General features: G+C 53.9%; 25 protein-coding genes. 13 read left to right on the top strand and 12 right to left on the bottom strand.

Annotated elements, in window-relative coordinates:
• Window positions 1-54 precede the first annotated feature (54 nt).
• From odhB to JIN87_RS05770, 4 genes are read left to right on the top strand one after another with little or no spacing between them, the layout of a single operon-like run.
• Entirely contained in the window at window positions 55-1,284 is a 1,230-nt protein-coding gene (gene odhB / locus JIN87_RS05785) for a 2-oxoglutarate dehydrogenase complex dihydrolipoyllysine-residue succinyltransferase (RefSeq protein ID WP_200354584.1), read from the top strand.
• A 40-nt stretch (window positions 1,285-1,324) separates the two neighbouring features.
• The gene (locus JIN87_RS05780; protein ID WP_200354583.1) at window positions 1,325-1,792 is read left to right on the top strand and encodes an SRPBCC family protein; all 468 of its coding nucleotides are present in this window, start codon (window positions 1,325-1,327) and stop codon (window positions 1,790-1,792) included.
• Between the two features lie 21 nt (window positions 1,793-1,813).
• Window positions 1,814-3,217, top strand: a complete 1,404-nt coding sequence (gene lpdA, locus JIN87_RS05775) for a dihydrolipoyl dehydrogenase (protein ID WP_200354582.1) — start codon at window positions 1,814-1,816, stop codon at window positions 3,215-3,217.
• Between the two features lie 34 nt (window positions 3,218-3,251).
• Window positions 3,252-3,803: an MOSC domain-containing protein gene (locus JIN87_RS05770; protein ID WP_200354581.1), complete on the top strand. Its 552-nt coding sequence runs from the start codon at window positions 3,252-3,254 to the stop codon at window positions 3,801-3,803.
• Window positions 3,804-3,848: 45 nt separating this feature from the next.
• On the opposite strand, the gene JIN87_RS05765 is transcribed toward JIN87_RS05770, so the two are convergent.
• Window positions 3,849-4,322 carry a hypothetical protein gene (locus tag JIN87_RS05765; RefSeq protein WP_200354580.1) on the bottom strand — a complete coding sequence of 158 codons (474 nt, stop codon included), beginning with the start codon at window positions 4,320-4,322 and terminating at the stop codon, window positions 3,849-3,851.
• Between the two features lie 251 nt (window positions 4,323-4,573).
• On the opposite strand from JIN87_RS05765, the gene JIN87_RS05760 reads away from it, so the two are divergent.
• The 6 genes from JIN87_RS05760 (at window position 4,574) to JIN87_RS05735 (ending at window position 10,043) form a co-directional block, all read left to right on the top strand.
• Window positions 4,574-4,999, top strand: a complete 426-nt coding sequence (locus JIN87_RS05760; RefSeq protein ID WP_200354579.1) for a Fur family transcriptional regulator — start codon at window positions 4,574-4,576, stop codon at window positions 4,997-4,999.
• Window positions 5,000-5,028: 29 nt separating this feature from the next.
• Complete coding sequence (gene sufC, locus JIN87_RS05755) at window positions 5,029-5,796, top strand: Fe-S cluster assembly ATPase SufC (RefSeq protein ID WP_200354578.1); 768 nt, start codon at window positions 5,029-5,031, stop codon at window positions 5,794-5,796.
• A 38-nt stretch (window positions 5,797-5,834) separates the two neighbouring features.
• Entirely contained in the window at window positions 5,835-7,244 is a 1,410-nt protein-coding gene (sufB, locus tag JIN87_RS05750; protein ID WP_200354577.1) for a Fe-S cluster assembly protein SufB, read from the top strand.
• An 81-nt stretch (window positions 7,245-7,325) separates the two neighbouring features.
• Window positions 7,326-8,657, top strand: coding sequence for a Fe-S cluster assembly protein SufD (gene sufD, locus JIN87_RS05745; protein ID WP_200354576.1), 1,332 nt, complete (start codon window positions 7,326-7,328; stop codon window positions 8,655-8,657).
• Between the two features lie 46 nt (window positions 8,658-8,703).
• Window positions 8,704-9,285, top strand: coding sequence for a putative Fe-S cluster assembly protein SufT (gene sufT, locus JIN87_RS05740; protein ID WP_200354651.1), 582 nt, complete (start codon window positions 8,704-8,706; stop codon window positions 9,283-9,285).
• 179 nt (window positions 9,286-9,464) lie between these two features.
• A complete protein-coding gene (locus JIN87_RS05735; protein ID WP_200354575.1) occupies window positions 9,465-10,043 on the top strand; it encodes a ClpP family protease in 579 nt (192 codons plus the stop codon).
• A 130-nt stretch (window positions 10,044-10,173) separates the two neighbouring features.
• Here the strand turns inward: JIN87_RS05735 and crcB are convergent, their stop codons facing one another.
• From crcB to JIN87_RS05700, 7 genes are all read right to left on the bottom strand, one after another.
• On the bottom strand, window positions 10,174-10,563 hold the full coding sequence (crcB, locus tag JIN87_RS05730; protein WP_200354574.1) for a fluoride efflux transporter CrcB: 390 nt from the start codon (window positions 10,561-10,563) through the stop codon (window positions 10,174-10,176).
• A gap of 2 nt (window positions 10,564-10,565) precedes the next feature.
• On the bottom strand, window positions 10,566-11,690 hold the full coding sequence (locus tag JIN87_RS05725) for an N-acetylmuramoyl-L-alanine amidase family protein (RefSeq protein WP_200354573.1): 1,125 nt from the start codon (window positions 11,688-11,690) through the stop codon (window positions 10,566-10,568).
• Window positions 11,691-11,743: 53 nt separating this feature from the next.
• Window positions 11,744-12,400 (bottom strand): translation initiation factor IF-3, encoded by a 657-nt coding sequence (gene infC, locus JIN87_RS05720; protein WP_234033247.1) that lies wholly within the window; start codon window positions 12,398-12,400, stop codon window positions 11,744-11,746.
• Between the two features lie 139 nt (window positions 12,401-12,539).
• Complete coding sequence (locus JIN87_RS05715; protein WP_200354571.1) at window positions 12,540-12,917, bottom strand: HesB/IscA family protein; 378 nt, start codon at window positions 12,915-12,917, stop codon at window positions 12,540-12,542.
• Between the two features lie 21 nt (window positions 12,918-12,938).
• On the bottom strand, window positions 12,939-13,874 hold the full coding sequence (gene pdxA / locus JIN87_RS05710; RefSeq protein ID WP_200354570.1) for a 4-hydroxythreonine-4-phosphate dehydrogenase PdxA: 936 nt from the start codon (window positions 13,872-13,874) through the stop codon (window positions 12,939-12,941).
• Between the two features lie 12 nt (window positions 13,875-13,886).
• Complete coding sequence (lpxA, locus tag JIN87_RS05705; RefSeq protein WP_200354569.1) at window positions 13,887-14,678, bottom strand: acyl-ACP--UDP-N-acetylglucosamine O-acyltransferase; 792 nt, start codon at window positions 14,676-14,678, stop codon at window positions 13,887-13,889.
• 7 nt (window positions 14,679-14,685) lie between these two features.
• A complete protein-coding gene (locus JIN87_RS05700; RefSeq protein WP_200354568.1) occupies window positions 14,686-15,216 on the bottom strand; it encodes an NUDIX hydrolase in 531 nt (176 codons plus the stop codon).
• A gap of 94 nt (window positions 15,217-15,310) precedes the next feature.
• Between JIN87_RS05700 and JIN87_RS05695 the strand changes: the two genes are divergently transcribed.
• Window positions 15,311-15,766 (top strand): hypothetical protein, encoded by a 456-nt coding sequence (locus JIN87_RS05695; protein ID WP_200354567.1) that lies wholly within the window; start codon window positions 15,311-15,313, stop codon window positions 15,764-15,766.
• 167 nt (window positions 15,767-15,933) lie between these two features.
• A complete protein-coding gene (ovoA, locus tag JIN87_RS05690) occupies window positions 15,934-18,066 on the top strand; it encodes a 5-histidylcysteine sulfoxide synthase (protein WP_200354566.1) in 2,133 nt (710 codons plus the stop codon).
• A gap of 52 nt (window positions 18,067-18,118) precedes the next feature.
• On the opposite strand, the gene JIN87_RS05685 is transcribed toward ovoA, so the two are convergent.
• The 4 genes from JIN87_RS05685 to JIN87_RS05670 are packed head-to-tail and all read right to left on the bottom strand — an operon-like array spanning window position 18,119 to window position 23,214.
• Entirely contained in the window at window positions 18,119-19,261 is a 1,143-nt protein-coding gene (locus JIN87_RS05685; RefSeq protein ID WP_200354565.1) for an aldose epimerase family protein, read from the bottom strand.
• A 32-nt stretch (window positions 19,262-19,293) separates the two neighbouring features.
• Window positions 19,294-19,992: an L-ribulose-5-phosphate 4-epimerase AraD gene (gene araD, locus JIN87_RS05680; RefSeq protein WP_200354564.1), complete on the bottom strand. Its 699-nt coding sequence runs from the start codon at window positions 19,990-19,992 to the stop codon at window positions 19,294-19,296.
• A gap of 6 nt (window positions 19,993-19,998) precedes the next feature.
• Window positions 19,999-21,504, bottom strand: a complete 1,506-nt coding sequence (gene araA, locus JIN87_RS05675) for an L-arabinose isomerase (RefSeq protein WP_200354563.1) — start codon at window positions 21,502-21,504, stop codon at window positions 19,999-20,001.
• A 39-nt stretch (window positions 21,505-21,543) separates the two neighbouring features.
• Window positions 21,544-23,214, bottom strand: a complete 1,671-nt coding sequence (locus JIN87_RS05670) for a ribulokinase (protein WP_200354562.1) — start codon at window positions 23,212-23,214, stop codon at window positions 21,544-21,546.
• 118 nt (window positions 23,215-23,332) lie between these two features.
• On the opposite strand from JIN87_RS05670, the gene JIN87_RS05665 reads away from it, so the two are divergent.
• Complete coding sequence (locus tag JIN87_RS05665) at window positions 23,333-24,373, top strand: LacI family DNA-binding transcriptional regulator (protein WP_200354561.1); 1,041 nt, start codon at window positions 23,333-23,335, stop codon at window positions 24,371-24,373.
• The last annotated feature ends 28 nt before the right edge of the window (window positions 24,374-24,401 follow it).

Raw genomic sequence — 24,401 nt, 5'->3', positions numbered from 1 at the left:
ATGGCCATTTCCGCATCGCATCCACTTTCCACTTACACACGCTCACCTTCCGAAATGGCCACAGAAGTAAAAGTACCCGCCCTCGGCGAATCGATAACCTCCGGCATCATCGCTGCCTGGAATGTAAAGGACGGAGACTACGTCCAGAAGGACCAAGTCCTCTACGAACTCGAAACAGATAAGATTACCTCCGAAGGCCTCGCCGAAGTAGCCGGTGTAATCAGCCTCTCCGCCGAAGAGGGAGACGAAGTGGAAATCGGAGCAATCATCGCCTCTATCGACGAGTCAGCTGAAGCCCCCGCAGGTGGCAAAGCGCCAGCCGCCGCACCTGCAGCAGAAGAACCTGCTCCAGCAGCCGCCGAAGTTCCAGCCGAGCAATCCGACGCCATTTCTCCCGCCGTTCGTCGCATCGCCGCCGAAGAGAACATCGATCCGGCAACAGTCACCGGTACAGGCAAAGGCGGCCGAGTTACCAAGGGCGATATGCTCAAGGCAGAGCCCACCAACCGCATGCCAGCGGCAGAACCAGCAAAGCCAGCGACTCCAGCCCCAGTGAAACCAGCAGCCGCTGCAGTCCCCGCAGGCGAACGCACCACTCGCAAGCGCATGACTCCGCTCCGCGCCAAGATCGCCGAGCGTCTCGTATCCGCTCAGCAAGAAGCGGCCATGCTCACGACTTTCAACGAGGCAGACATGTCCGCGATCAAGAAGCTCCGTGCTCAGTATCAGGACTCCTTCGTTAAGAAGCACGGCATCAAGCTCGGCTTCATGTCCCTCTTCGTGAAGGCAGTCGTCAACGCCCTTCAGGAAGTTCCAGGCCTCAACGCCCAGATCGACGGCAACGAGATCGTCCAGAACCACTTCTACGACATCGGCATCGCTGTCTCCACGCCAAAGGGCCTGATGGTTCCAGTGGTACGCAACTGCGACCAGCTATCCCTCGCTGAGATCGAGCAAGAGATCATCAACTACGCGACAAAGGCTCGCGAAGGAAAGATCGGCATCGACGACCTCTCCGGTGGGGTTTTCACCATCACCAACGGTGGCATCTTCGGCTCCATGCTCTCCACTCCGATTCTCAACGCTCCTCAGAGTGGTATCCTCGGAATGCATACGATCCAGGACCGCCCTGTCGCAGTTAATGGACAAGTCGAGATTCGCCCAATGATGTACCTCGCCGTCTCATACGATCACCGCATCGTCGACGGCAAGGAAGCCGTAACATTCCTCGTCAAGGTCAAGCAAGCCCTCGAAGACCCAGCCCGCCTCCTCCTAGGAGTCTAAAGGTAGGGCGTGACCGCCGGGCACGCCGCACTCGCCCACGATGTCCCCCTACGACCGCAAGCTCCAACGCGAATACACGCTCCCTGCAGCGGTAGCCAGAGTTTGGAACGTGTGGACAACAGATGAAGGCGTTCGAAACTTCTTTTCACAGAACAGCCTGATCGGCACTGAACCGGGCGATCCATACGAGATCTACTTCATGATGGACGCCCCACCGGGCCTTCGCGGTTCCGAGCGATGCAAAATCCTTCGCAAGGAACCGCTTAAGTGCTTCACTTTTTCATGGAACGCGCCGCCACACCTCGACCAAGTCCGCAACCAGCAAACCGTTGTTGAACTCCGCTTCGAGTCTCTCAACGAAGATTCCACAAGACTCACGCTCATTCACACGGGCTGGGGCGAAGGCGAACAATGGGACCAAGCTTACTCCTATTTCGAGAACGCTTGGTTCAACATAGTTCTCCCCAGACTCGAAAAATACCTTTCCGATCAAGACCCTTGGTCTTAGAAACTCTCCACTTTAATAATCATGTCAGATTCAGACTCACAATTCGATGTAGCCGTAATCGGTGGTGGCCCTGGGGGCTACGTTGCCGCTATCCGCTGTGCCCAGCTCGGACTGAAGACCGCTCTTGTCGAAAAACGCAAGGCGCTCGGCGGCACCTGCCTCAACGTTGGCTGTATTCCAAGCAAAGCCCTCCTCCACACAAGCGAGCAATTCGAATTCGCCGCTCACAATGCGGCAGCAGCTGGAGTCGAAATCGACGGAAAGGTTTCTCTCAACCTCAAGACCGTCATGGACAAGAAAGACAAGGTCGTGAAGCAGCTCACCGGCGGCGTCGATATGCTCGTTAAAAAACGCGGCATCACTCGTTTCGAAGGCCACGGCAAGCTACTCGGCGAAGGCAAGATCGCCGTCGACGACAAGGAAGCACTCTCCGCTACCAACATCATTCTCGCTACCGGCTCTGCAGTCGTCGATCTGCCATTCCTCAAGCAAGACGGCGAAACCATAGTTTCTTCCGACCAAGCCATCGCATTTGACTCCGTCCCAGAAAATCTCGTCGTGATCGGTGCCGGAGCGATCGGTCTTGAGCTCGGTTCTGTCTGGGCCCGCTACGGTTCAAACGTGACCGTTCTTGAATTTCTCCCGAATATCGCTGCTGGTTGCGACACCGACATCTCCAAGCTCCTCGAGCGCAGCTTCAAGAAGCAAGGCCTCACCATACACACCAAGACTAAAGTAACAGGGGCTAAGGAAATCGACGGCAAGCTCAACGTCATCGCCGAAAAGAAGGGCAAGGAAATTGCCGTTCCAGCAGACAAGGTCCTCGTCGCAGTCGGCCGCAAACCGTACACAGATGGGCTTGGACTCGAGACCGTTGGCATTACTCCAGACCAACGCGGTTTCATCGAAATCGACGACCACTTCAAAACTTCAGCAGCCGGTATCTTCGCGATCGGCGACATCGTTCGTGGCCCAATGCTCGCGCACAAGGCCGAAGAAGAAGGCGTCGCCCTCGCTGAAATGATCGCCGGTAAAGCAGGGCACGTGAATTACGACGTTATTCCAAATGTTATCTACACCGAACCTGAAGTAGCTGGAGTCGGTCTCACCGAAGCTCAAGCCAAGGAAAAAGGCATCGCAATAAAGGTAGGTAAATTCCCACTGCAGGCCAACGGTCGTGCTATCGCGTCTGATGCAACCGACGGCGTTGTTAAGATCATCGCCTGTGCCGAAACTGACAAGATCCTCGGTGGCCACATCGTGGCCAAAGGCGCCAGTGAAATGATCTCTGAGATCGTCACCCACATGGAGTACGGTGGCAGTGCGGAAGACCTCGGTCGCACCGTCCACGCCCACCCAACCATTTCTGAAGCCATCAAGGAAGCCGGCCTCGCCGTAGACGGGGCCGCCATTCACAGCCTCTAATTTTGTGGGAAGCGGCCTTGTGCCGCGATTAAGCATGTCACAACACGCCACCCTCGAATTCCTAAACGCCCGCCGAGACTGGGTCCTCGCCGCCCCTAAGAACGACGCCCCCATACTCACGCTATGCGTTAGACCGAACGAGGGCGAGCGTGAGTTTGTATCCACGATTAGTTTCGATCCCGAGAAAGGTGTCGTAGGTGACCGTTGGATACGAAAGACCTGGATCTACACCGACGATGGCAAGCCCGATCCGCGTATCCAGGTTTGCATCCTCGGTTCTCGTGTACTCCAGCTTATCCGCCGCGATCCCGACGGTATGACCTACCCTGGCGATAACATCGTCGCCGACATGGATTTCTCCGAAGCCAACATGCCGGTTGGCCAACGTCTCCAAGTCGGCACTGCGATCCTCGAAGTTTCCGATGTCTTCAACACCGCTTGCTCTAAGTGGAACGAGCGACACGGCAAAGATTCGATCAAATGGATCAATCTCCCCGAAAACAAGCCGCACCGACTGCGGGGAGTCCTCTGCCAAGTCGTACAAGCCGGCGAGGCCTCACTCAACGATTCAATTAGAAAACTCTAGGCAACTAGAAAACCTGCAATAAGAACTCCTTTCGCGAGCCGAACATCAACGCCCGCTGATCAGTTCCTGCACGTGAGCGACCATCGCGTCCTCATAACCGATGTAGATCAACAGCCGCCTGAGAAATCGACGCTTGGTCGACTTGTCGATATTCATAATTGCCCAGTACTTGGAGTTCGGAATTTCACGGGCCTGATTGTATTGAGACGCTGAGCAGACCTCTTCCTTGGAATTGCCAAAGTAGCGACGCTTTAAGTTCTGTGCCGCAATGAAATCGCGGAAATCTGGTCCGTGCATCTCATGCAACTTGGAGAGAAGAGCTAAATAGCGATCAGCATCGGTATTCAAGGCCCTGAAAACCTTCGATTGAGTGAAGGCATAAAATGGATCACCAACGAGCTGGCCTCCCGAGGTTGCAAGCAATCCCTCGATAACAGACTCGATCGTCGGGTGTTCAGCGTCCAAGCGAGATTCCAACTCACCTAGCGTCGCTTCGCTCAATTCAAACTGTGGTGACATAATAAACAGGTATAACCTGTTTATTCCATTTTTCAAACGGGGCGGCCCTTTTTCCAAATGGATCGCTAAACGCCGTCCTCCACTGGCGTAACCAAAGAGAACCAATTACCCTTTTCTCCTTTATTTGGAACGATTCCAATTTTCACTTGATATTTAGAATTATTCCATTTCGATACTGCGACTTAGATTTATTCTAAATAAGAAGACGGGCTGAATCGTCCTTCTGACTGAAGACACGAAACCTATTTCGCATGAACAACGAAGCCAGAGCAGAGATCCTACACCAGAAGCTAGCCGCTTCGGGTCTTCGTTCCACGCGACAACGTGAGATCGTCTACGATGCTATTCTCTCGAAGCGTGATCACCCGACAGCTGACGAAATCTTCGCCCGAGCGAAGAGCGAGATGCCTACCATCTCACTCGCAACAGTATACAACTGCCTCGATACCCTCGTACAATGCGACCTCGTCAAACAGGTCCATCTCGAGCGCGAATCGACTCGCTACTGCCCTAACCTAACGGAGCACGCTCACTTTCACGACAACGAGTCCGGCACCATCTACGATGTGCAACTCGATCCTGAAACCATCTCAAAGCTGACTCACCTTCTCCCAGAAGGATTCGACGTTAGCTCCATCGATATCACCTTCCGCGGAAAAGCCGCACAATCTTCATAAGCACTAATTTTTTCATCATTTTAAAAGCCATGAGCAATACACTCGAAATCAAGAACCTCAACGTAAGCATCGGCGACAAGCAGATCCTAAAGGACTTCTCCCTCACTGTACCGAAGGGCGAAGTACACGCTATCATGGGTCCGAACGGCACCGGTAAGAGCACGCTCGCAAAAGCGATGGCTGGCCACCCTGACTACGAAGTCACCAGCGGTGAGGTTATTATCGACGGCGAAAACATCATGGAACTCGAAGCCGACGAGCGTTCTCGCGAAGGCCTCTTCCTCGCTTTCCAGTACCCGATGGAAATACCAGGCGTCACTATCGCCAATTTCATCCGCGCCGCTCTCAATGCCCGCCTTCCAGACGACGAAGAGCTCAATGCTCCTGATTACTACAAGGCGCTCTACGCGAAGATGGACATGCTCAAGATCGACCGCAAGTTCACCTCCCGCTCCGTAAACGACGGTTTCTCCGGCGGCGAAAAGAAGCGCTGCGAAATCCTTCAAATGGCAATGCTCGAGCCTAAGTACGCGGTTCTCGACGAAACAGACTCCGGTCTCGACATCGACGCCCTCAAGATCGTCGCTGAAGGCGTTAACTCTATGCGTGGCGAAAACCTCGGGGCACTCGTTATCACTCACTACCAACGCCTCCTCGACTACATCGTACCCGACGTCGTTCACGTCATGTACGACGGCCGCATCGTAAAGAGCGGTCCAAAGGAACTCGCACTCGAACTCGAAAGCAAGGGTTACGAGTGGGTCAAGGAACTAGCAGGCGAAGTCGCCGCCTCCTAACACCCAGTACCTAAAACCTTCAACCAAGTACCCAAATCATGGTTACACCAAACGAAGAGATCGAAGTCGATCGCGAGAAAGGGAATTTCCGCTTTCAAGAGGAGCACAAGTACGACGCAGGTGTTGGCCTCACCGAGAAGACAATTGATTACATTTGCGACGTCAAAGGCGAACCAGACTGGATCCGCGATTTCCGTAAGCGTGCGCTCAAAGTATTCGAGTCCAAGCCAATGCCTACCAATTGGGCAACCAAGGACCTCGACAACATCGACTTCGACGTCATCCGCTACTACCTCGCCGGCGACAACCGTGCGAAGAAGAGCTGGGACGACGTACCCGACGACGTAAAGGAAACGTTTGAGCGTCTCGGCATTCCAGAGAACGAACGTAAGTTCCTCGCTGGTGTTGAAGCTCAATTCGACTCCGAAGCCGCGTACTCAAATATCAAGGAAAGCGTCGGCAAGCAGGGCGTCATCTTCATGGGTTCTACTGAGGGTCTCATGAAACACCCAGAGCTTTTCAAGAAGTGGTTCGGCAAGGTTATCCCAACTGGCGACAACAAGTTCTCCGCTCTCAACAGTGCTTGTTTCTCTGGCGGTTCCTTCATCTATGTTCCACCAGGCGTAAAAGTTAGCCACCCACTTCAAGCCTACTTCCGTATCAACGCGGAAAACTTCGGCCAGTTCGAGCGTACTCTCATAATCGCTGACGAAGGCTCCGAGGTCACCTACATGGAAGGTTGCACCGCTCCGAAGTTCGACACTGCCACCCTCCACTCTGCGGTGGTTGAGCTCGTCGCGATGCCGGGTGCCAAGATCGAGTACGTTACCGTCCAGAACTGGGCATCAAACGTATACAACCTCGTTACAAAGCGTGCCATCGCTCACGAAGGAGCTACCGTCAAGTGGATCGACTGCAACATCGGCAGCCGTCTCACCATGAAATACCCAGGCGTTGTCCTGAAGGGCAAGGAAGCTCGCGGTGAAGTTCTCTCCATCGCTCTCGCTAACGATGGCCAACACCAAGACACCGGAGCCAAGATGATCCACGCTGCGGACAATACCACCAGCAACATCATCTCCAAGTCCATCAGCGTTGGCGAAGGTCGCTCTACTTACCGCGGCCAAGTCCACATGCCGAAGAATCTCAAAGGCTGTAAGAACAACACCGAGTGTGACGCGCTTCTCATCAATGAGAACTCCCGCACCGACACTTACCCAGCCATCACCGTTCGCGGTAATAAGAACGCTGTGCAGCACGAAGCATCCGTATCCAAAGTTTCCGCGGAACAGATCTTCTACATGCAGCAGCGCGGCCTAAGCGAAGGTGAAGCAATGAGCTTGAGCGTAAACGGATTCGTCAATGATCTCACCCGCCAATTCCCGATGGAATACAGCGTCGAGCTCAAGCGCCTCATCGAACTAGAAATGGAAGGCTCCGTCGGATAACGCAGCAATAAGTCCTAAATGACTAAATACCTAACATCTATTTACCTAAAGTAAGTGAGTTCACTAACAGAAAACACTCCTATGAGCGAAAGCAGCCACGCGGAGAATCCGATTAGAGAAGCATTCGCTCGTCATATCGAAGATTTGGATACAGCTCCCTTTTGGTGGAAGAACGCCAAGACAGAGTCTTACGAGAAGTTCGAAAGCCTCGCCAACCCGACCCGTCGTGACGAAGAGTGGCGCTTCGCCACGATCAAGGGACTCGAGTTGGCTGACGTGAGATTCGCAGCCCTGCCTAGCATCAGTGATGCAGCTGCACTCGTAGAACGCTCAAACTTCATCGAAAAGTTCTCAGGGCGCTTCGTATTCGGTGACGACCAAACACTCCAAGCTGACCGACTCTCTCCAGAGCTCGAGGAAAAGGGCGTTATTTGGGCCCCCCTGAAGGAAGCGGTAGCCAAACATGGCGACCTCCTGAAGGATTACTTCATGAAGCAGGAGGCCGATCTTGGTTCCGAGAAGTTCGCTGCTCTCCACCAAGCCTTCATGGAAAACGGCGCCCTCCTCTACGTTCCTAAGGGCGTAGAAATCGAAGACGCGTTCGTCGTCTACAACTGGAGCATCAACGCCGGCTCAGCCATCTTCCCGCACACCCTCGTCATCACCGAGGATTTCGCAAAAGTGAAGCTCGTCGAAGCGAACCTTTCAGCGACGGAGGACACTGCTGCATTCTCTTGTGGCGTAAACCACATCTTCGCCGGCGTCGGATCCACCGTCGACTACACCTTGCTCCAAAACTTCAACGAGCAAACTCTCGGCTTCCAGATCAACTCCAACATTGCTGGCAAGGACTCCAACGTTAAGACCATCAGCGTGAATGTTGGCTGCCGTCGCTACCGCTCCGAAACCCACGGCCAAATCAAGGGTTCCGGTTCAAAGGTAGAAATGCTCTCTCTCGCCGTTGCCGACAACGAGCAAGAAATCGACCAGCGTACACTGCAGACGCACTCCGCACCTCACGCGGTTTCGGATTTGCTCTTCAAAAACGCGCTCATCGACAACGCTCGCACGATCTTCTCCGGACTGATCAAGGTTGATCCAGGTGCTCAGCAAACCGACGCCTACCAGACCAACCGCAATCTACTCTTGAGCGGAACAGCGGAAGCGAACTCACTTCCAGGTCTCGAAATCGATGCCAATGATGTAAAGTGTAGCCACGGCGCCACTACATCCCAGATCGAAGACGACGAAATCTTCTACATGCTCGCTCGCGGTATCCCTCGTGCGAAAGCAGAAGAACTCATCGTCTACGGTTTCTTCGAAGAAATCCTCGAGCGCATTTCCTGTGAAACAGTTGCGGAAAACGCCCGTCAAATCATCCAGAGCAAATTCAAGAAGCGCCAGACCAAGTAATCTCGTTATTGCCTGACCCAACGAGAATCACTAGTCACAAATGAGCATGCAAACTGAAGACCAGCAGCAACGCAGCCTCACTCGCGAGGTTGAGGCGGTACAAATCCCAAGCGGCGAGCCAATTCAGCTCCCCGCACTCGCCAAGGTGCATATCACCCAGCAATTGGGTGGCAGCTATACAGTGATGACCGACTACGGGCTTGCCCGTATCGATGGTCGCGATGCGGATGCCCTCGGCTCCGATATCGCCGCTGAAGCCGCAGCAGCCGAAGAAGCCGCCCAGCAAAGCAAAGCTGCTGAACCATCGGGCGAAACTCCGGACGAGGAAGCGATCTGGCAACAGCTCCGCAATGTCTACGACCCGGAAATCCCGGTCAACATCGTGGATCTCGGACTCGTTTACTCCATGGTCGTTGGGGCGACGGAGAACAGTGCCAACAAAGTCACTGTTTCAATGACTCTCACAGCTCCTGGCTGTGGCATGGGACCCGCAATCGCAGAAGACGCACGCAGCAAAGTTATGCTCGTTCCGGGCGTGGACGAAGCTGAAGTCGATCTCGTCTGGGAACCGGCTTGGGATCAGAGCATGATCAGCGAGGAAGGTCGCATGATCCTCGGCTTGGTCTAGGCTACGCGATCTACGTACACTCTCGACTGCAACCGCTTCCCCGGAACCTCCGAGAAGCTGTTGCAGTCTTTTTGTTTTGGCAGACGTGCTTTCAGAAGCTTCAGTTCTCGCCTTTCGCGTCGAATTCCTTGCCAATCGCAGCTTGTTGGCTACCAACAACTACATATCAATTTTATCAAATGCCCGAAAAAGACGACAAAACACAAGATTCCCCAGTAGGCCCACAGATTCAAAAGAAGTTTCTCGAGGAGCGTAAGATCTTCCTTTGGGGTCAAGTTTCCGACGAATCCGCTAAGGACGTAACCGAGAAGCTCCTCTACCTCGAGGCAGACGCCCCTGGTAAGGACATCACTTTCTACATCAACACTCCAGGCGGCTCTGTGACAGCTGGACTCGCGATCTACGACACAATCAAGTTGATTTCCTCGGAAGTCACGGTCGTGGTAACCGGCCTCGCTGCCTCTATGGGCTCGATCCTCCTCTCAGCTCCAAAGAAGGGCAACCGTCTCCTCTATCCGCACGCTAAGGTACTAATCCACCAGCCACTCATCGGCGGTCAGTTCCAAGGCCCTGCGGTAGATATCCATATCTTCGCGCAAGACATGGAAAAGACTCGCGAAGAGCTCAACCGCATCCTCTCCGAAGCATCCGGCCAGCCACTCGACAAGATCCAAACCGACACGGATCGAGACTTCTACATGAGCGCTGAAGAAGCCATCGAGTACGGTCTAGCCGATAAGATTATCGATTCGATCTAGTCTAGCAGACTTTCACTTTCTCTAAGCCGCGTATCCAGTTTCTGGGACGCGGCTTTTTCGTAGCGCGGTGCTTTAGCCCGCGTACTTGATGCAAGATCAACACCACGTTTACGCGAGCTAAAGCACCGCACTACCCCCAAATCGCCTGCCCCAACTTCCAACCACAAAAGACCGCGAGCAAGCAGGCGACAAAGCTCGCTGCCGCATTCAACCCAGCTAAGGCATAATGACTACTCTGCAGCAAGCGAAGCGTCTGTAACGAAAACGTGGAAAACGTCGTGTAGCCGCCAAGCATCCCAACGGACAGAAACAAAGGCACTGCCGCATCCCGCCCCCATCCGAATTTCGAATACATCGGAAGAAGAAGGCCGATCAGAAACGAGCCAACCACATTAGCAGCCAATACGCTCAAGGGAAAGTCGCCTGACGCCTTCTTGTCGATCCACCAGATCGTTGCATAACGCAGGCTCCCGCCCACGAAACTTCCAAGCCCGACGTACAGGATCGATTTGAGCTCCACGACTAGGATTCCTCCTTGCTCGATTTAGCGTATTCTAGAATGGCGTCTGCCAGAGCTTGAGCCACTCTCTCCCGGTAGCCAGCGGTGCTCACCAGCAGGCCCTCGTCTCGATTCGAAACAAAGCCACACTCAGCCAACACTCCCGGGCAATCGAGGGACTTCAACACTCGGAAACGAGCTTTCTTCACTCCGCGGTCTTCCCTCCCTAAGCGCTCCAGAAGCGAACTCTGAATACGATAGGCCAACTCGAAGTTCGCCGCATCAAAGCGGTTTCCAGGATAGGCCACAACGTCGCCGCCCGGCTCACTACTCGAGCTCGAAGGCTCACCGGCTGGAGTCAGCAAATACGTTTCCAGCCCTTTCGCCTCCTTGTTTAGCGCCGCGTTAAAATGCACGCTCACAAAAAGATCCGCCTTCAGGCCGTTCGCCATCTTTGCACGATCGTCCAAGCCCACAAGCCGGTCATCGTAGCGCGTTAGCACAACCTTGAAGCCCGCCTTTTCCAAGTGCTCACTCAGACGCAGCGAAACATCCAAAGTCATCTCCTTCTCTAAAACGCCAAGAGACTCGTTCTTGGTTCCATCCTGCGACCCTCCATGTCCGGGATCGATTACAACAGTGCTGACTTGCGAAACGGTCGCAGACACTCCGAAAACAGGCTCCAGAATGATCTTTTCATCGCTTTCTCCCAAACTCCAATAGGCACCGGATTTTTTTAAACTCCGATCCAGAAACACCTTTATGCCATCTAGAAAAGCGATCCGGCTATTCTCCTTCAAAACGAGAGTCCGCCCCTCTTTGCTCAGCTTCCACTCTTTCTCTTCCGGAAATCGTTCCAACTTCGCATTCAGACGCTTGGCAATGGCCTTCAAAGATCGCGCCTTCTCGTCCCCGGTTTTCTTCCTCAGCAATAGGTCCTCCTCAAGTTCCCGCATCTCGGCATCGCCAGAACGGACGATATCCTGCTCGCTCGGAACTTCAGTCACGACCTCTACCGGCGGCGAAGCCACAGGGGCTTCCTCGACCTCCTCCACTCGAGAGGATTGCGTAGATTGGCAGCCTATCAAAAACAAAGAAGCGGCAACGCCTCCAATGAAGAGCGTGCCGCTTCGATTAAAAATTCGCATCAGAATCTTGATCTATAAATATACGCGCTTGGTTACTCCTCGCTTCGCTCTGATTAATCGTGAGACTCCTCCTCGTCACCATGATCTTCGTCGTGGTGCTCGGTCGCTTCGATTTCATCGTGGTCGTCATCTTCACGAAGGAACTTCGGCTTACGCTTGTTCGCCGGTAGTGGAGAGACCATTACGTTGATGTTTCTTCCAACGAGCTTAGGCGTATTGTCCGCATGGCCCATCGTCTCTAGATCAGCGATAGCTCGACGAATCGTCTCGAAGCCAATCTCCGTGTGAGACATTTCACGACCACGGAAAGAGAGAGTGAGCTTGAGCTTATTGCCCTTCGAGAGGAAGAGCTCTGCCCGACGAAGCTTGGTCTCATAGTCGTGCTGCTCAACGCGAGGACGGAACTTTACTTCCTTCACCTTGCTCGAGGTCGACTTGTTGTCCTTAGACTTCTTCTGCTGCTCGTAGACATACTTGCCGAAGTCCATAATACGGCAAACAGGGGGCTTCGCTTGGGCAGCCACTTCCACGAGATCAAGTCCCGCTCCTTGAGCCACTTCCAAAGCCTCTTTCGTATCCATGACTCCGTACTGTTTTCCGTCCGGTCCAACGACACGGATCTTTGGCACCCGGATACGGTGATTTCGCCGAATTTGGGCGAATGGGTCTAATTTACGTGGGGGTCTACGTCTACCTCTTGGCTTTGGCATTAAATAATTTCTTCGATTAAAACGACTTGAGCAGCCATCTAATCGCGGCTTTCCCAAGATGTTCAACAATATTCACGCCTAAACTCTTGAAATCCAAGCAGCAAAACGTTTTTGAGCGGACAACAATCCGCAGATACCACTAGACGCTGAAGCTCTCGCCGCAAGAACAGCTAGAACTGGCGTTCGGATTGCTGAACTTGAAACCGCCAGAAATAAGGGCATCCGAATAATCAAGCTGCGTTCCCTTAAGATAAAGAGCGCTCTTGCTGTCGACAATCACCTTGGCCTCGCCAAAAGGAACCAAGATATCGCCCTTTTTCGCCTTCTCGACGAACCTCATCTTGTACGACAAGCCATTGCAGCCTCCGCCAGCTATCCCAACTCGGAGGAAAGGCTTTCCATCTTCCTTGGCGGCGAGCTTGCAAACCTTCTTCACGGCCGGATCACTCAAATAGATCAAACGATCATCGCCAATCCGCACTCCCTCGGGCAATTGAACTGCTGTTTCTTCAGACACGTCCGGAAATATCGACAGGTCTCAGCCTAAAATCAAGTCCGACTCCCCCTTCATCTCACTTGCAAGTCGGATCGCATGGTGAGTGCTGCCGGGGCTTGCGACGCCTGTGCCTGCAATCTCGAATCCTGTTCCGTGGTCCGGGCTAACACGTAAATGCTTGAGCCCGAGAGTCACGTTCACGCCGCTGTCAAAATCGACCGCCTTAAACGGAGCCAAGCCCTGGTCATGATACATAGCGACCACCACATCGCCTTCTCCCTTCATCGCCCGGGCAAAAGCGGTGTCTCCTGGAATACAATCCTCGATGCGGCCTGGAAGCTCGTCTCGCAACTCCTCAATCCAAGGGTTCAGCCGCTCCCGCTCTTCCGTACCAAGAATGCCCCCCTCGCCCGCGTGCGGATTCAAGCCGCACACAAGAACACGCGGGGAACAATTCCCAAGACGCTGAGCCAAACGCGCTGCAGAGCGGATCCCTCGCTTGAAACTCCGCTCATCCAAAGCTTCCGGCACCGAAGCGAGCGGGATATGCCAGGTGGCCAAACACACCTTAAGGCGCTCGCCAACAAATGCCATCGTCGGCTCCCCTCCCCAACGATCAGCGAAAAACTCAGTCTGGCCGGGAAATTCGTATCCAACATCCGCGCACAAGGCCTTGGAAATCGGTCCAGTCACCACCGCATCGGCACGCCCCCCGACGCACGAAGCAGCAGCGGCCTCCATAGCCGCGATCGCTAGCCGCGCCCCTTCCGGACAAGGTTTCCCAGCTTCGAAATCCTTCTCGGAAAGCGCCACCGCCTCCACCGCATTTAACGTGCTGGCCGCAAGCCGCGCACCCCAGCGGGCTGGACCAAACGCAGTGAACGCCGCATCCGGATAACGTTTCTCGAGCAAACACCTTTCGATCAACTCCGGCCCCAAGCCCGAAGGATCGCCACAACAAATCGCGATTCGCTTCATCGAAAGCCCCTTCTAGGCGCCACGCCCAGGTTTAGCGAAACCTCGGCTTCCGCCTGCGAAAAACTCCAAAAAGCGACGCGTCTCCTCTCGTTCGCCATACTCCCCGGCCAGTAGCTCCTCAGCCAAGCGGCGCACGTTCCCGGTCCCCATAAAAACACTACGGTAGCAACGTTGCAGCATCGCTATCGTATCGCGAGAGAATCCTCGCCTGCGCAATCCTACCAGATTCAGCCCAAACAAAGCGTTACGCTCGGCGAACATGGTAAACGGAGCCACGTCCATCGTCGTCGTCGACTGGCCGCCAAACATCACGCCCTCTCCTACTCTGCAAAACTGGTGCACAGCCGCGCCTCCACCGATGAAAGTGCGATCACCCACGAAAACATGTCCGCCCAACAAGCTGGAATTGCCAATCACCACATTCGAGCCGACCTGGCAATCATGGCCCACGTGAGCCTCCGCCATCAAAAAGCAATCCTCACCGACCACCGTCTCTTTCCCTTCCTTGGTGGCTCGGTTGACCGTCACGCCTTCCCGCACCGTGGTCCCCTTTCCTATTCGGGCAATCGTAGGGGTAGAGGCGTCAAAGCTCAGGTCCTGAGGCAACCCCGAGATCACCGCGAAGTTTCCGATCGTAACGCCCTCTCCCAATCTAGCCCCTTCTTTGACGATGGAATGCGACTCGAGGCGCGAACCAGCTCCGATTTCAACGGAACCCTCAACAATTGCGTAGGCGCCGATAACGACGTCTGGAGCGATCTTCGCCTCGGAGGAAACAATAGCAGTCGGATGGATATCAGCCATTCTTCGATTATTGGTTCAAACTGTTCGCAGGAAGCAGCTGCAAGGCCTGCAGCCGCACCAAAATCAAACGGAGAGCGCTCGAGTAGCGCATGGGAGTGAAGTCGACCCCCTCCAGTAACTTCGAAATCGGCTTCCACTCCCCGATCTCGATTTCATCGTGGTTCAAACGAAAGGGTCCGTTCCCGCTAACGCGATAAACGTGGATAAACTCCTCCCCAGTATCCTCGCAAGGCAGCAACTTGAATAGCATCTCCAACTCGTTCTCCGGCTTGTAGCCGAGCTCCTCTTCGAGCTCCCTGTGAGCCGCAGTCAAATAATCCTCGCCCGCGTCCACGTGCCCCGAGCAAGACGAGTCCCAAGCCCCCGGCCAAGTGTCCTTGTTCTTCGACCGTTTTTGGAGGAAGATCTCCCCTTCTTCATTAAAGATGAGCACATGCACCGCTCGGTGCCGCAGCTTTTTAGCGTGAGCCTCGGAACGCGTCGCTTGGCCTACGACTTGATCGTTTTCATCAACGATGTCGAAAATATCTTCTTGCATGGTGTGGGAGGAGGAGGAATCTGAGAAGCTTGTCCGCTCAAACGCCAGCAGAGCGCGTACCACGATACGAGTAAAAAAAATCCCAATTCCTACCATGCCAAAAGTTTCCGTAGAACTGATTCACGAAGTCCTCTCCAATAACAACTTCGAGCCCGACATGATTCAAACCGTGCTCAAGCAAATCGAGGAGCAGGCTGCGGCAGAGGCAGAAGCGGAAAAGGCTAACAAGGAGCCGACAGTCAAAAAGCAGTTCGTCATCGTCGTATCCGACCCACGAGGCACCATCCCCGACGAAGACTACGTCGGCTGGGTCGCCCAGATCCCTGAAGACGATCCGGTAGGCGAAACCATGGATCGCCTCATCCGCGCCACTTACGAATACAACATTTCCAAAAAAGGCCGCAAGCACCCCTGCAAGACAGTAGGCGAAGCCTGCGAAGCCGTGGGAGCCCGCTTCCTCAAGGAGCAAAACCTTGCCATCAAGAACAAGGTTCCCGTCACCGTCCTGCGCACCGACAACAAGATCCCCGAAATCGAAAGCGATTTCTAATCCTCCCCATTCCCAATTATAGAATGTGGGGCGCGACCTTGTATCGCGACCAAAGCTGCCTAAGCTAGGCACTCCCGTCTGTCACAATTCGGTGCCAGCACTATTCGCGTGCAGCCACTCGCCTCCCTTGCTCGTACCCCTAGGACAACTCCAACCAGCAGAACCCTATGATAACTGACTCACTTACCTCGGAGATCAAAACACCTTACACCCTCAACCTTTCCGAGGGAGACCCTGAAGAAAAACGCGAAGAAATCCGCCGCTACTTTCACCAAACATACGATGCCTACGAGGCTCTCTTCGAGCCAATGATAAAAAAGGTAGCCTATACCACCCGAGCCGACGCCCTGCGCCACCCGCTCATTTTCTATTACGGCCACACCGCTACCTTCTTCATGAACAAGCTGGTCCTCGCCAAGCTAGTCGACCGCATCAACCCCAAATTCGAATCCATATTCGCCATCGGCGTCGACGAGATGTCATGGGACGATCTCAATGAGGCGCACTACGAATGGCCCGATCCTGAAGCAGTTCGCGAATATCGCAGCCAAGTCCGAGACTGTATCGACAACCTCATTACCGAACTTCCTGTCAATCTGCCGATCAGCTGGGAGAGCCCATTCTGGCCAATCATGATGGGGATAGAGCACGAACGAATTCACCTCGAAACCAGCTCCGTATTGATTCGCCAATTACCGCTCGAGCAGCTGGACAGTCAACATCCGCTTTGGCAGCCGAGCTCCGAAGACACCTCACCCGTTTCAAACAGCTTGATCGAAGTTCCCGCCGGAGAAGTAAAGCTCGGCAAATCCCGTGAAGACGCGTACTACGGCTGGGATAACGAATACGGAAGCTACTCGAAAGACATCACACATTTCTCCGCAAGCAAGTACCTCGTATCCAACAAAGAGTTTCTAGAGTTCGTCGAAGACGGAGGCTACTCCACTCAAAGCTATTGGACCGAAGAAGGCTGGAACTGGGTAAGCTACGAAAAGGCAACCTGCCCTCGCTTCTGGCTCCCCCAAGAGGATGGATCCTATAAATTCCGCACCATGCTCGATCAAATCGACATGCCTTGGTCGTGGCCTGCAGAAACAAACTACTTAGAGGCGAAAGCTTTCTGTAATTGGAAAGCGGAAAAAACCGGCCAACCAGTTCGCCTTCCCACGGAAGAAGAATGGTATCGACTCCTAGACTACGTCGCACTCCCTGACGCTCCAGAATGGGAACAAGTCCCCGGCAATCTCAATTTAGAAGGACCTGCGTCTTCCGTTCCTGTCGACACTCATGAATTTAAGCACGGTTTCTATGATGTTGTTGGCAACGTCTGGCAGCACACTGAGACACCCATTCGCGGATACGCTGGATTCGAGATCCACCCGCTCTACGACGATTTCTCAACTCCGACCTTCGACACAAAACACAACATGATCAAAGGCGGCTCCTGGATATCTACCGGCAACGAATTAATGCGCGATTCGCGCTACGCGTTCCGTCGTCACTTTTATCAGCACGCCGGCTTCCGCTACATCGTGAGCGAAGCTCCAGTCGAAATCCCAGACGATTCCTGGGAAACAGACCCTGAAGTCATTCCGTACTGCGAATTCAATTACGGAAAAGAGTACTTCGGAGTCGCCAACTATCCCGAAAAGATCGCCCAAATCTGCCTCGATCTCGCCACCAAACGCACACGCGGGAAAGCCCTCGCTCTCGGCTGCAAAACAGGTCGCTCCGCCTTCGAACTCGCCGCTGGATACGAACACGTCACTGGCATCGACTTCACCGCTCGCATGATCCGTATCGGCGTGCAGATGAAAGACAAAGGCTACACCCAGTACGTCCTGCCAGAGGAAGGTGAGATCGTCTCATTCCACCAAGCCAACCTACAGGAGCTTGGTCTAGACTGCGTCCGAGACAACGTCGACTTCATGCAGGGCGACCTCTCCAACCTAAAAGAGATATACTCCGGCTACGATCTGATCCTACTCGATACACTGCTCGAGAGGACCTACAGCCCGGAGAAGTTCCTGAAGTCGGTACATGACCGCCTCAACGAAAAAGGTCTCCTCGTGATCTCTTCGACCTACGACTGGCAAACGAACATCACAGAGCAAGAGAACTGGCTCGGAGGGTTCAAAGTCGATGGCGAAAACGTCACGACCCGCGACGCGTTTGACCGCATCCTTTCAGCCAACTTCAAACAACTCGGAAACTCCCGAGATGTCGAATACGTGCTCCGCAAAACGGCTCGCACCTTCGACCACAACGTAGCTGAAGTAACCGTTTGGGAGAAAAAGTAACTCCTACTTTTTAGAGGTAGAGCGTGGGCACCGTCCCACGCCTCCTCAAACGCTACCTCGTCTTGAACTTGTAAACGGTCGACGTCTCGTAAACCTCACCCGGCTTCAAGATCGTACTTGGAAAGTTCTTCTGGTTAGGCGAATCCGGATAATGCTGAGACTCTAAACAGAAGCCATCGCGATGTTCGTACGCGCGACCACTCTTCCCTACAATGCTTCCATCGAGGAAGTTACCACCGTAAAACTGTAGCCCTGGCTCTTCGGTCCAAACCTCCAGCACTCGCCCCGAGCTCGGCTCGTAGACACTTGCGGCCAAGGCCATATCGCCATCTTGGTTATCGAGCACCCAATTATGGTCGTACCCGCCGCCAAAAGCCAACTGCTCATGCTCATCCTCCACACGCTCGCCAATCGCCACAGGACTGGTAAAGTCGAATGGCGTACCAGCAACAGAGGCAATATCTCCCGTTGGAATTAAGTCAGCGCCAACCGGAGTGTAGTTTGACGCATAAATCTGCATCACGTGACCATTGATCGAACCCGCCCCTTCGCCACGGAGATTGAAGTAGTTGTGGTTGGTCAGATTCACCGGCGTCGCCTTATCCGTAGTGGCAGAATAATCCATCTGGATTCCAGCGTCCTTGGTTAGCGAATACGTAACTTCGACCTTCAAGTTTCCAGGAAACCCTTCCTCCCCGTCGACACTCAAGTAGCTAAGCTTCAAGCTTGGCAATCCGCCTTCGAAGTAGGTTTCCGCCTCCCAAACCACCTTGTCAAAGCCCTTATCGCCCCCGTGAAGATTGCAGCCAATCCCACCTGGGTTATTGTTCTTCGCCAACTTGTAGGTTTTTCCGTTCAGCTTAAACTGGCCATTCGCGATACGATTCCCGTAACGACCGATCAGGGCCCCAAAATACGGAGTCTCCTCGATGTACTCGTAGACAGAGTTGTAACCAAGGGCCACATCACCCATCGCCCCATTCCGATCCGGAACGAGGATACGGGTAATGATGCCACCGTAGTTTGTGATATCGACCGTCAGGTCGCCATAACTGAGCGTGTAGAGGTTAACATCCTTACCATCTACCTTCCCGTATGGAGCGAAGCTGATAGAACCCTTTTCGGTTTCAGCTTTTGTCAGAGCGGCGATACAAGTCGCCACCAATACCAATAGAACAGATTTAGCTATTTTCATTTTAGGGGTACAGGGATTCGAAGGCAGACAAACTATTTCTGCCCGTAATAAGCGCCCGGACCGTGCTTGCGGTCGTAGTGCTTTTTCAACAAATGAGCGGGAGCTCCTGCCGCTTCGGGATTAAGGGCCAGAGTCTTCGCCGCCATATCGGCTACGATCTCTAGAGCAAACGCGGTCTCAACTGCCTTGGCCCCGTTCTTGCCCCAAACGAAGGGACCGTGGTTGCGAACCAGAGCTGCGGTAACCTCCAGGGGATTCACTTCAGAAAACAACTCGACAATCACGTTTCCAGTTTCCCACTCGTAAGCTCCTTCCACCTCTTCCACAGTCATCGCACGAGTCACCGGAACGGGACCGCGAAAGTAGTCGCAATGAGTCGTACCCAAACAAGGGATACTCCGCTCCGCCTGAGCGAATCCGACCGCATTGCGAGAATGCGTATGCACCACGGAAGTAATTCCTTTATCGCCCAGCTCGATGAAAAGACGCCGATGCGTCGGCTCATCCGAAGATGGGCGAAGATCGCCCTCCACTACCTTACCCTCGAGATCGAGCAAGACCATCTGCTCAGGAGTCAAAGCGTCGTACGGAACGCCGCTCGGTTTAATGGCGAAAACGCCAGCGGCTGGATCCAGCACGCTAACGTTTCCGAAAGTGATATCGATAAGTCCAAGTGATTGCAGCTCCTTGTTCGCCGCAACGCACTCTTCCCTGATGTCTTTGTAATTCATAAGCAATTACAGACCTTTAAGACCGTAAGCCGCATTGTTCCAGCGAATCTCGTTCTTAAACTCACGAAGCTTGGTATCTTCGTCGATCAGCAAATATTCAATACCTGCCATAGCCGCAAACATCTCCATATCGTTCGCATTCACCGTGTAGCTAAAACCGGTGTGGTGAGCGCCCCCAGCGTAGATCCAAGCAGCAGCGCCATCCTCAAGATTCGGCAGCACTTCCCAGAGGACACGTGCCACAGGGAGCTTCGGAAGGTCTTGCTCAGGCGGCATCGCGTTCACCTTGTTCACGAGCAGACGGAAACGGTTCCCCATATCCACCACCGATGCGTTGATTGCAGGCCCCGACTTACCATTAAAAACGAGACGCACAGGATCAGCTTTTCCACCGATACCAAGCGGGTGAATCTCACAAGAAGGCTTAGCATCTGCAATCGATGGGCAGATCTCAAGCATGTGAGCGCCCAGGCAACGGTTACCGGCTGGATTGAAGTGATAGGTGTAGTCTTCCATGAAGGAAGTTCCCTCATCCGCTCCGCTAGCCATCACCTTCATCGTACGAACCAGAGCAGCAGTCTTCCAATCGCCTTCACCACCGAAACCATAACCATCAGCCATCAAACGCTGAACAGGAAGGCCCGGCAACTGCACCATGCCGTGCAAGTCTTCAAACGTGTCCGTAAACGCGCCGAAATCACCCGCCTCCAAAAAGGAACGCAGACCAAGCTCGATACGAGCAGACTCACGAAGCGAAGCGCGTAACTCACCGCCATCAACCAATTTAGAAGAAAGCTCGTACTCATCAGCGTACTGCCCGCAAAGGGCGTCGATCTCCGCATCGCCGATTCCGTTGATCACTTCGACGAGATCGCCCACACCGTGCGTGTTTACGCTGTATCCAAATACTGATTCAGCTTCAACCTTGTCACCATCGGTCACCGCGACTTGGCGCATGTTGTCGCCAAAACGAACAACCTTCAGCTCCTGACTAGCAGCCCAAGCTCCTGCGACACGAGTCCAGCGAGCGAATTTTGCACGCACGTTCGGATCTTCCCAGTGACCTACGATCACCGCACGCTCCTTTTGAAGACGAGCGCAAATGTGCCCGAACTCACGACCACCGTGCGCGGACTGGTGCAAGTTCATATAGTCCATATCGATCGACGACCATGGCAAGTCGCGAGCGTACTGGGTGTGAAGATGACAGAACGGTTTCTTGAGAGCATTCAACCCGCGTATCCACATCTTGGATGGAGAAAACGTATGCATCCAAAGGGTGAGGCCTACGCACTGAGAAGCGTTGTTGGCCTCCAAGCAAACCTTCTTGATCTCATCTGGAGTAGTTACCAGTGCCTTAAAAACAACCTTAACAGGGACATTCGCGTCCGAATCGAGAGACTCGGCTACGACCTTAGAGTCGGCTTCGACCTGCTTAAGTGTTTCTGGTCCATAAAGGTGCTGGCTACCAACAACCAACCAGACTTCTTTTGTCTCAAATGCTGATTTCATTTACTATTTCTGAGGGTATTGAGGAGATAGGATTTTCGCTTATTTGCCTTCTTTGATATCCAGCAACTCCTTCATTACCGGGGCAAGGTCCACGGCTTCAACGCCGCCAAAGTTGTCGTGAACTTTCTTATACAAGGCAAAAAGTCTGTTGTACTGAGCATGGCGTTCTGGGTCTGGCTTGTAGCAATCAGGTTTAACGCCAACCATAGCGCTTTGAGCCGATTCAAAGTCGTCGAACCCGCCGGCCTCGGCTCCCGCGACAACTGCCGCACCGATCGCGGCTCCAAGGGCGCACGCTTGCGAGGAAGCCGACACACGCATTTCGCGACCCGTAATGTCAGCGTAGATCTGCATCAGCATCGCGTTCTTTTCCGCAATACCGCCGGCACAAACGATTTTGTCTACCGCAATTCCATATTCGCTGATACGCTCAAGGATCATACGAGCGCCAAACGCGGTGGCTTCAATCAAAGCACGGTAGATTTCGGCACGGCTCGTGTGAAGAGTCTGACCAAGCACCAAGCCAGTGAGTCGCTGGTCAACAAGGATCGTTCGGTTTCCGTTGTTCCAGTCGAGGGCGAGCAAGCCACTCTGCCCGGGAGAAAGCTTAGCGGCCTCCTCGGTGAGTTCAATATGCGTCGCATCATCACCTTGGCACACGCCCTCTACCCACCACTTGAAAAGATCGCCCACCGCAGACTGTCCAGCTTCGACACCGAAGTAACCTGGCAAAATCGAACCGCGAACAATGCCGCAAATCCCGGGGACGTCCGGCACATCGCCACTCGCCTTCACAACCGCGCAGTCGCAAGTCGAAGTTCCGATAACCTTAACCAAAGTACCCTCTTCTACGCCACAGCCGATCGCGCCGTAGTGAACATCGAACTCTCCGATTGCCAGCGGTATGCCCTCTGGCAAACCAAGACGCGTCGCCCACTCTGCCGAAAGCGTTCCCGCAGTTTCAGACGCGTCATGAGCTTTTGCATACAGCCGGTCACTCAGATCCGCGATCTTTGGGTCAAGCATTGCAAGAAACTCCTTGTCCGGCAGTCCGCCCCATTCATCCGCGTAAAACGCCTTATGTCCAGCCGCGCAAACACCACGCTTAACTTGCTTCGGATCACTCACCCCGGCGAGTTGCGAGGGAATCCAATCCGCGATTTCGACCCAAGAGTAAGCAGCATCGAACACCTCCGGAGCCACGTTCAAACAATGCCAGATCTTACTCCACCACCACTCAGAAGAATAGGTGTCGCCACACTTTGCCAGATACTGAGGACGCTCCTTGCCCGCTATCTCTGTAATTTTTGCCGCTTCTTCGTACGATGTGTGATCCTTCCACAGCCAACATTGAGCAGCGAGATTGTCCTTCCATTTTGGATACTCAGCCAAGGCCTGATTCTTTTCGTCCACCGGCATTGGACTCGATCCAGTAGTGTCAACTCCGATACCGATCACATTCGCTGGATCAAAATCCGGATAAGTCTCACGAGCGGCCGCAATCGCATCAATCGTCGCCTTCTCAAGCGAGCTCAAGTAATCCGCAGGACTTTGGCGAGCGAGATGGTGGTCGCTCGAATCTAAAAGGATACCTTGGTGACCAGAGGGGTAATTAACAACAGCTGAGGAAACTTCACCCTCACCGTCCGTTCTCACAATCAAACAGCGCACTGAGTTCGTTCCAAAATCGAGGCCAATAGAAAACTTCATGAAAAGAGGTTTACTCGCTTCATTTGGGTTGCAAAAGATACCGATTCCTTAACCGTTAAACCGTTCTCGTGTAGCGGCTGCCCCATGAGCAGCGCTTAACTCAAGCCCCTTGTCAGAAATGCCCTCAAAAGTCTCGATGAGCACCATCGCCGCGGAGGTAGGAGTCTCCAAAGCGACCGTGTCGCTCGCCCTTCGTAACAGTCCCGAAGTCTCGACTGCGATGAAGGAGAAAATCCGTGCCACTGCGGATCGCCTTGGCTATCAATTGAATCCAGCCCTCGGCCAATTGCTGTCGCAGATTCGAAATCGAGATAGTTACCGCGCTACCATAGCCCTCGTAAACGCGCACTCCGAAGCTGATTCTCTGAAAAACCACCCCACCATTCCGGAGTACGTGGAAGGCATCGAGCAGCGAGCAGACTCATTGGGCTACCGAATCGACTATTTCTGGATGAACGATCCGGACCTCAAGGCACGTCGATTAAAATCGATCATGCTCGCTCGAGGAATCAAAGGGGCACTCGCCGTGGGACTCATGCACGATTGCCAGTTCCCAGAAAAGCTTCTTCCAGTCGCTGACGCCCTCCCACTAGTGGTAACTGGAGTGCGCACACGCAACCCGACCCTGCCCTACGTTTCCGTCGACCACCATGGACTTGCCTTGCAAGCAGTGGAAAACGCGCTTCGACTCGGCTACAAACGCCCAGGGCTAGTGCTCGACGAAACCATCGACCGACTCGTCGAAGGACGTTTTAGCTCCGGCTACCTCTACGGGCAAATGCGGCTCGACCGAGATGCCCGCCTCGAGCCGTTCTATCAAAACGGCCCCGAGGATGACGATTTCCCCGCCTTCTCGAAGTGGATGGAAGAGCAGAAACCAGATGTCATCTTCACCCTCTACAACGACGTCTCCCATTGGCTTGAAAAGCTAAAACTCAAAGCCCCCGAAGACATTGGCCTCATCCAACTCGAATGGCGTAAGAGCGATCCTGATTGGAGCGGCATGCGCCAACACAACGACCATACCGGCGAAGCCGCGGTCGACACACTTGTCGGCATGATCCACCGCGGCGAAACCGGTCTGCAAGCCGATCCTCGAGCCCTATTGATCGCCCCTTCCTGGCAAAGAGGAAAGACGACCTCAAAAAAGACCCCCTGAGGGTTTCGGTAAAAAAAGACCGCCTCCC

Origin of the sequence: Pelagicoccus mobilis (assembly GCF_016595505.1) — a bacterium.
Taxonomy (GTDB): domain Bacteria; phylum Verrucomicrobiota; class Verrucomicrobiia; order Opitutales; family Opitutaceae; genus Pelagicoccus; species Pelagicoccus mobilis.
This window is presented reverse-complemented; position numbering and strand designations above follow the sequence as displayed.

Excerpts from the sequence above, each read along its gene's own strand:
- sufB (WP_200354577.1), top strand. The coding sequence starts at position 5,835 with ATGGTTACACCAAACGAAGAGATCGAAGTCGATCGCGAGAAAGGGAAT.
- lpxA (WP_200354569.1), bottom strand. The coding sequence starts at position 14,678 with ATGGCTGATATCCATCCGACTGCTATTGTTTCCTCCGAGGCGAAGATC.
- JIN87_RS05685 (WP_200354565.1), bottom strand. The coding sequence starts at position 19,261 with ATGAAAATAGCTAAATCTGTTCTATTGGTATTGGTGGCGACTTGTATC.
- sufC (WP_200354578.1), top strand. The coding sequence starts at position 5,029 with ATGAGCAATACACTCGAAATCAAGAACCTCAACGTAAGCATCGGCGAC.
- infC (WP_234033247.1), bottom strand. The coding sequence starts at position 12,400 with ATGCCAAAGCCAAGAGGTAGACGTAGACCCCCACGTAAATTAGACCCA.
- JIN87_RS05735 (WP_200354575.1), top strand. The coding sequence starts at position 9,465 with ATGCCCGAAAAAGACGACAAAACACAAGATTCCCCAGTAGGCCCACAG.
- araD (WP_200354564.1), bottom strand. The coding sequence starts at position 19,992 with ATGAATTACAAAGACATCAGGGAAGAGTGCGTTGCGGCGAACAAGGAG.
- sufD (WP_200354576.1), top strand. The coding sequence starts at position 7,326 with ATGAGCGAAAGCAGCCACGCGGAGAATCCGATTAGAGAAGCATTCGCT.
- JIN87_RS05670 (WP_200354562.1), bottom strand. The coding sequence starts at position 23,214 with ATGAAGTTTTCTATTGGCCTCGATTTTGGAACGAACTCAGTGCGCTGT.
- lpdA (WP_200354582.1), top strand. The coding sequence starts at position 1,814 with ATGTCAGATTCAGACTCACAATTCGATGTAGCCGTAATCGGTGGTGGC.
- JIN87_RS05695 (WP_200354567.1), top strand. The coding sequence starts at position 15,311 with ATGCCAAAAGTTTCCGTAGAACTGATTCACGAAGTCCTCTCCAATAAC.
- araA (WP_200354563.1), bottom strand. The coding sequence starts at position 21,504 with ATGAAATCAGCATTTGAGACAAAAGAAGTCTGGTTGGTTGTTGGTAGC.
- pdxA (WP_200354570.1), bottom strand. The coding sequence starts at position 13,874 with ATGAAGCGAATCGCGATTTGTTGTGGCGATCCTTCGGGCTTGGGGCCG.
- JIN87_RS05760 (WP_200354579.1), top strand. The coding sequence starts at position 4,574 with ATGAACAACGAAGCCAGAGCAGAGATCCTACACCAGAAGCTAGCCGCT.
- odhB (WP_200354584.1), top strand. The coding sequence starts at position 55 with ATGGCCACAGAAGTAAAAGTACCCGCCCTCGGCGAATCGATAACCTCC.
- JIN87_RS05665 (WP_200354561.1), top strand. The coding sequence starts at position 23,333 with ATGCCCTCAAAAGTCTCGATGAGCACCATCGCCGCGGAGGTAGGAGTC.
- JIN87_RS05770 (WP_200354581.1), top strand. The coding sequence starts at position 3,252 with ATGTCACAACACGCCACCCTCGAATTCCTAAACGCCCGCCGAGACTGG.
- JIN87_RS05725 (WP_200354573.1), bottom strand. The coding sequence starts at position 11,690 with ATGCGAATTTTTAATCGAAGCGGCACGCTCTTCATTGGAGGCGTTGCC.
- JIN87_RS05765 (WP_200354580.1), bottom strand. The coding sequence starts at position 4,322 with ATGTCACCACAGTTTGAATTGAGCGAAGCGACGCTAGGTGAGTTGGAA.
- JIN87_RS05780 (WP_200354583.1), top strand. The coding sequence starts at position 1,325 with ATGTCCCCCTACGACCGCAAGCTCCAACGCGAATACACGCTCCCTGCA.
- sufT (WP_200354651.1), top strand. The coding sequence starts at position 8,704 with ATGCAAACTGAAGACCAGCAGCAACGCAGCCTCACTCGCGAGGTTGAG.
- ovoA (WP_200354566.1), top strand. The coding sequence starts at position 15,934 with ATGATAACTGACTCACTTACCTCGGAGATCAAAACACCTTACACCCTC.
- JIN87_RS05700 (WP_200354568.1), bottom strand. The coding sequence starts at position 15,216 with ATGCAAGAAGATATTTTCGACATCGTTGATGAAAACGATCAAGTCGTA.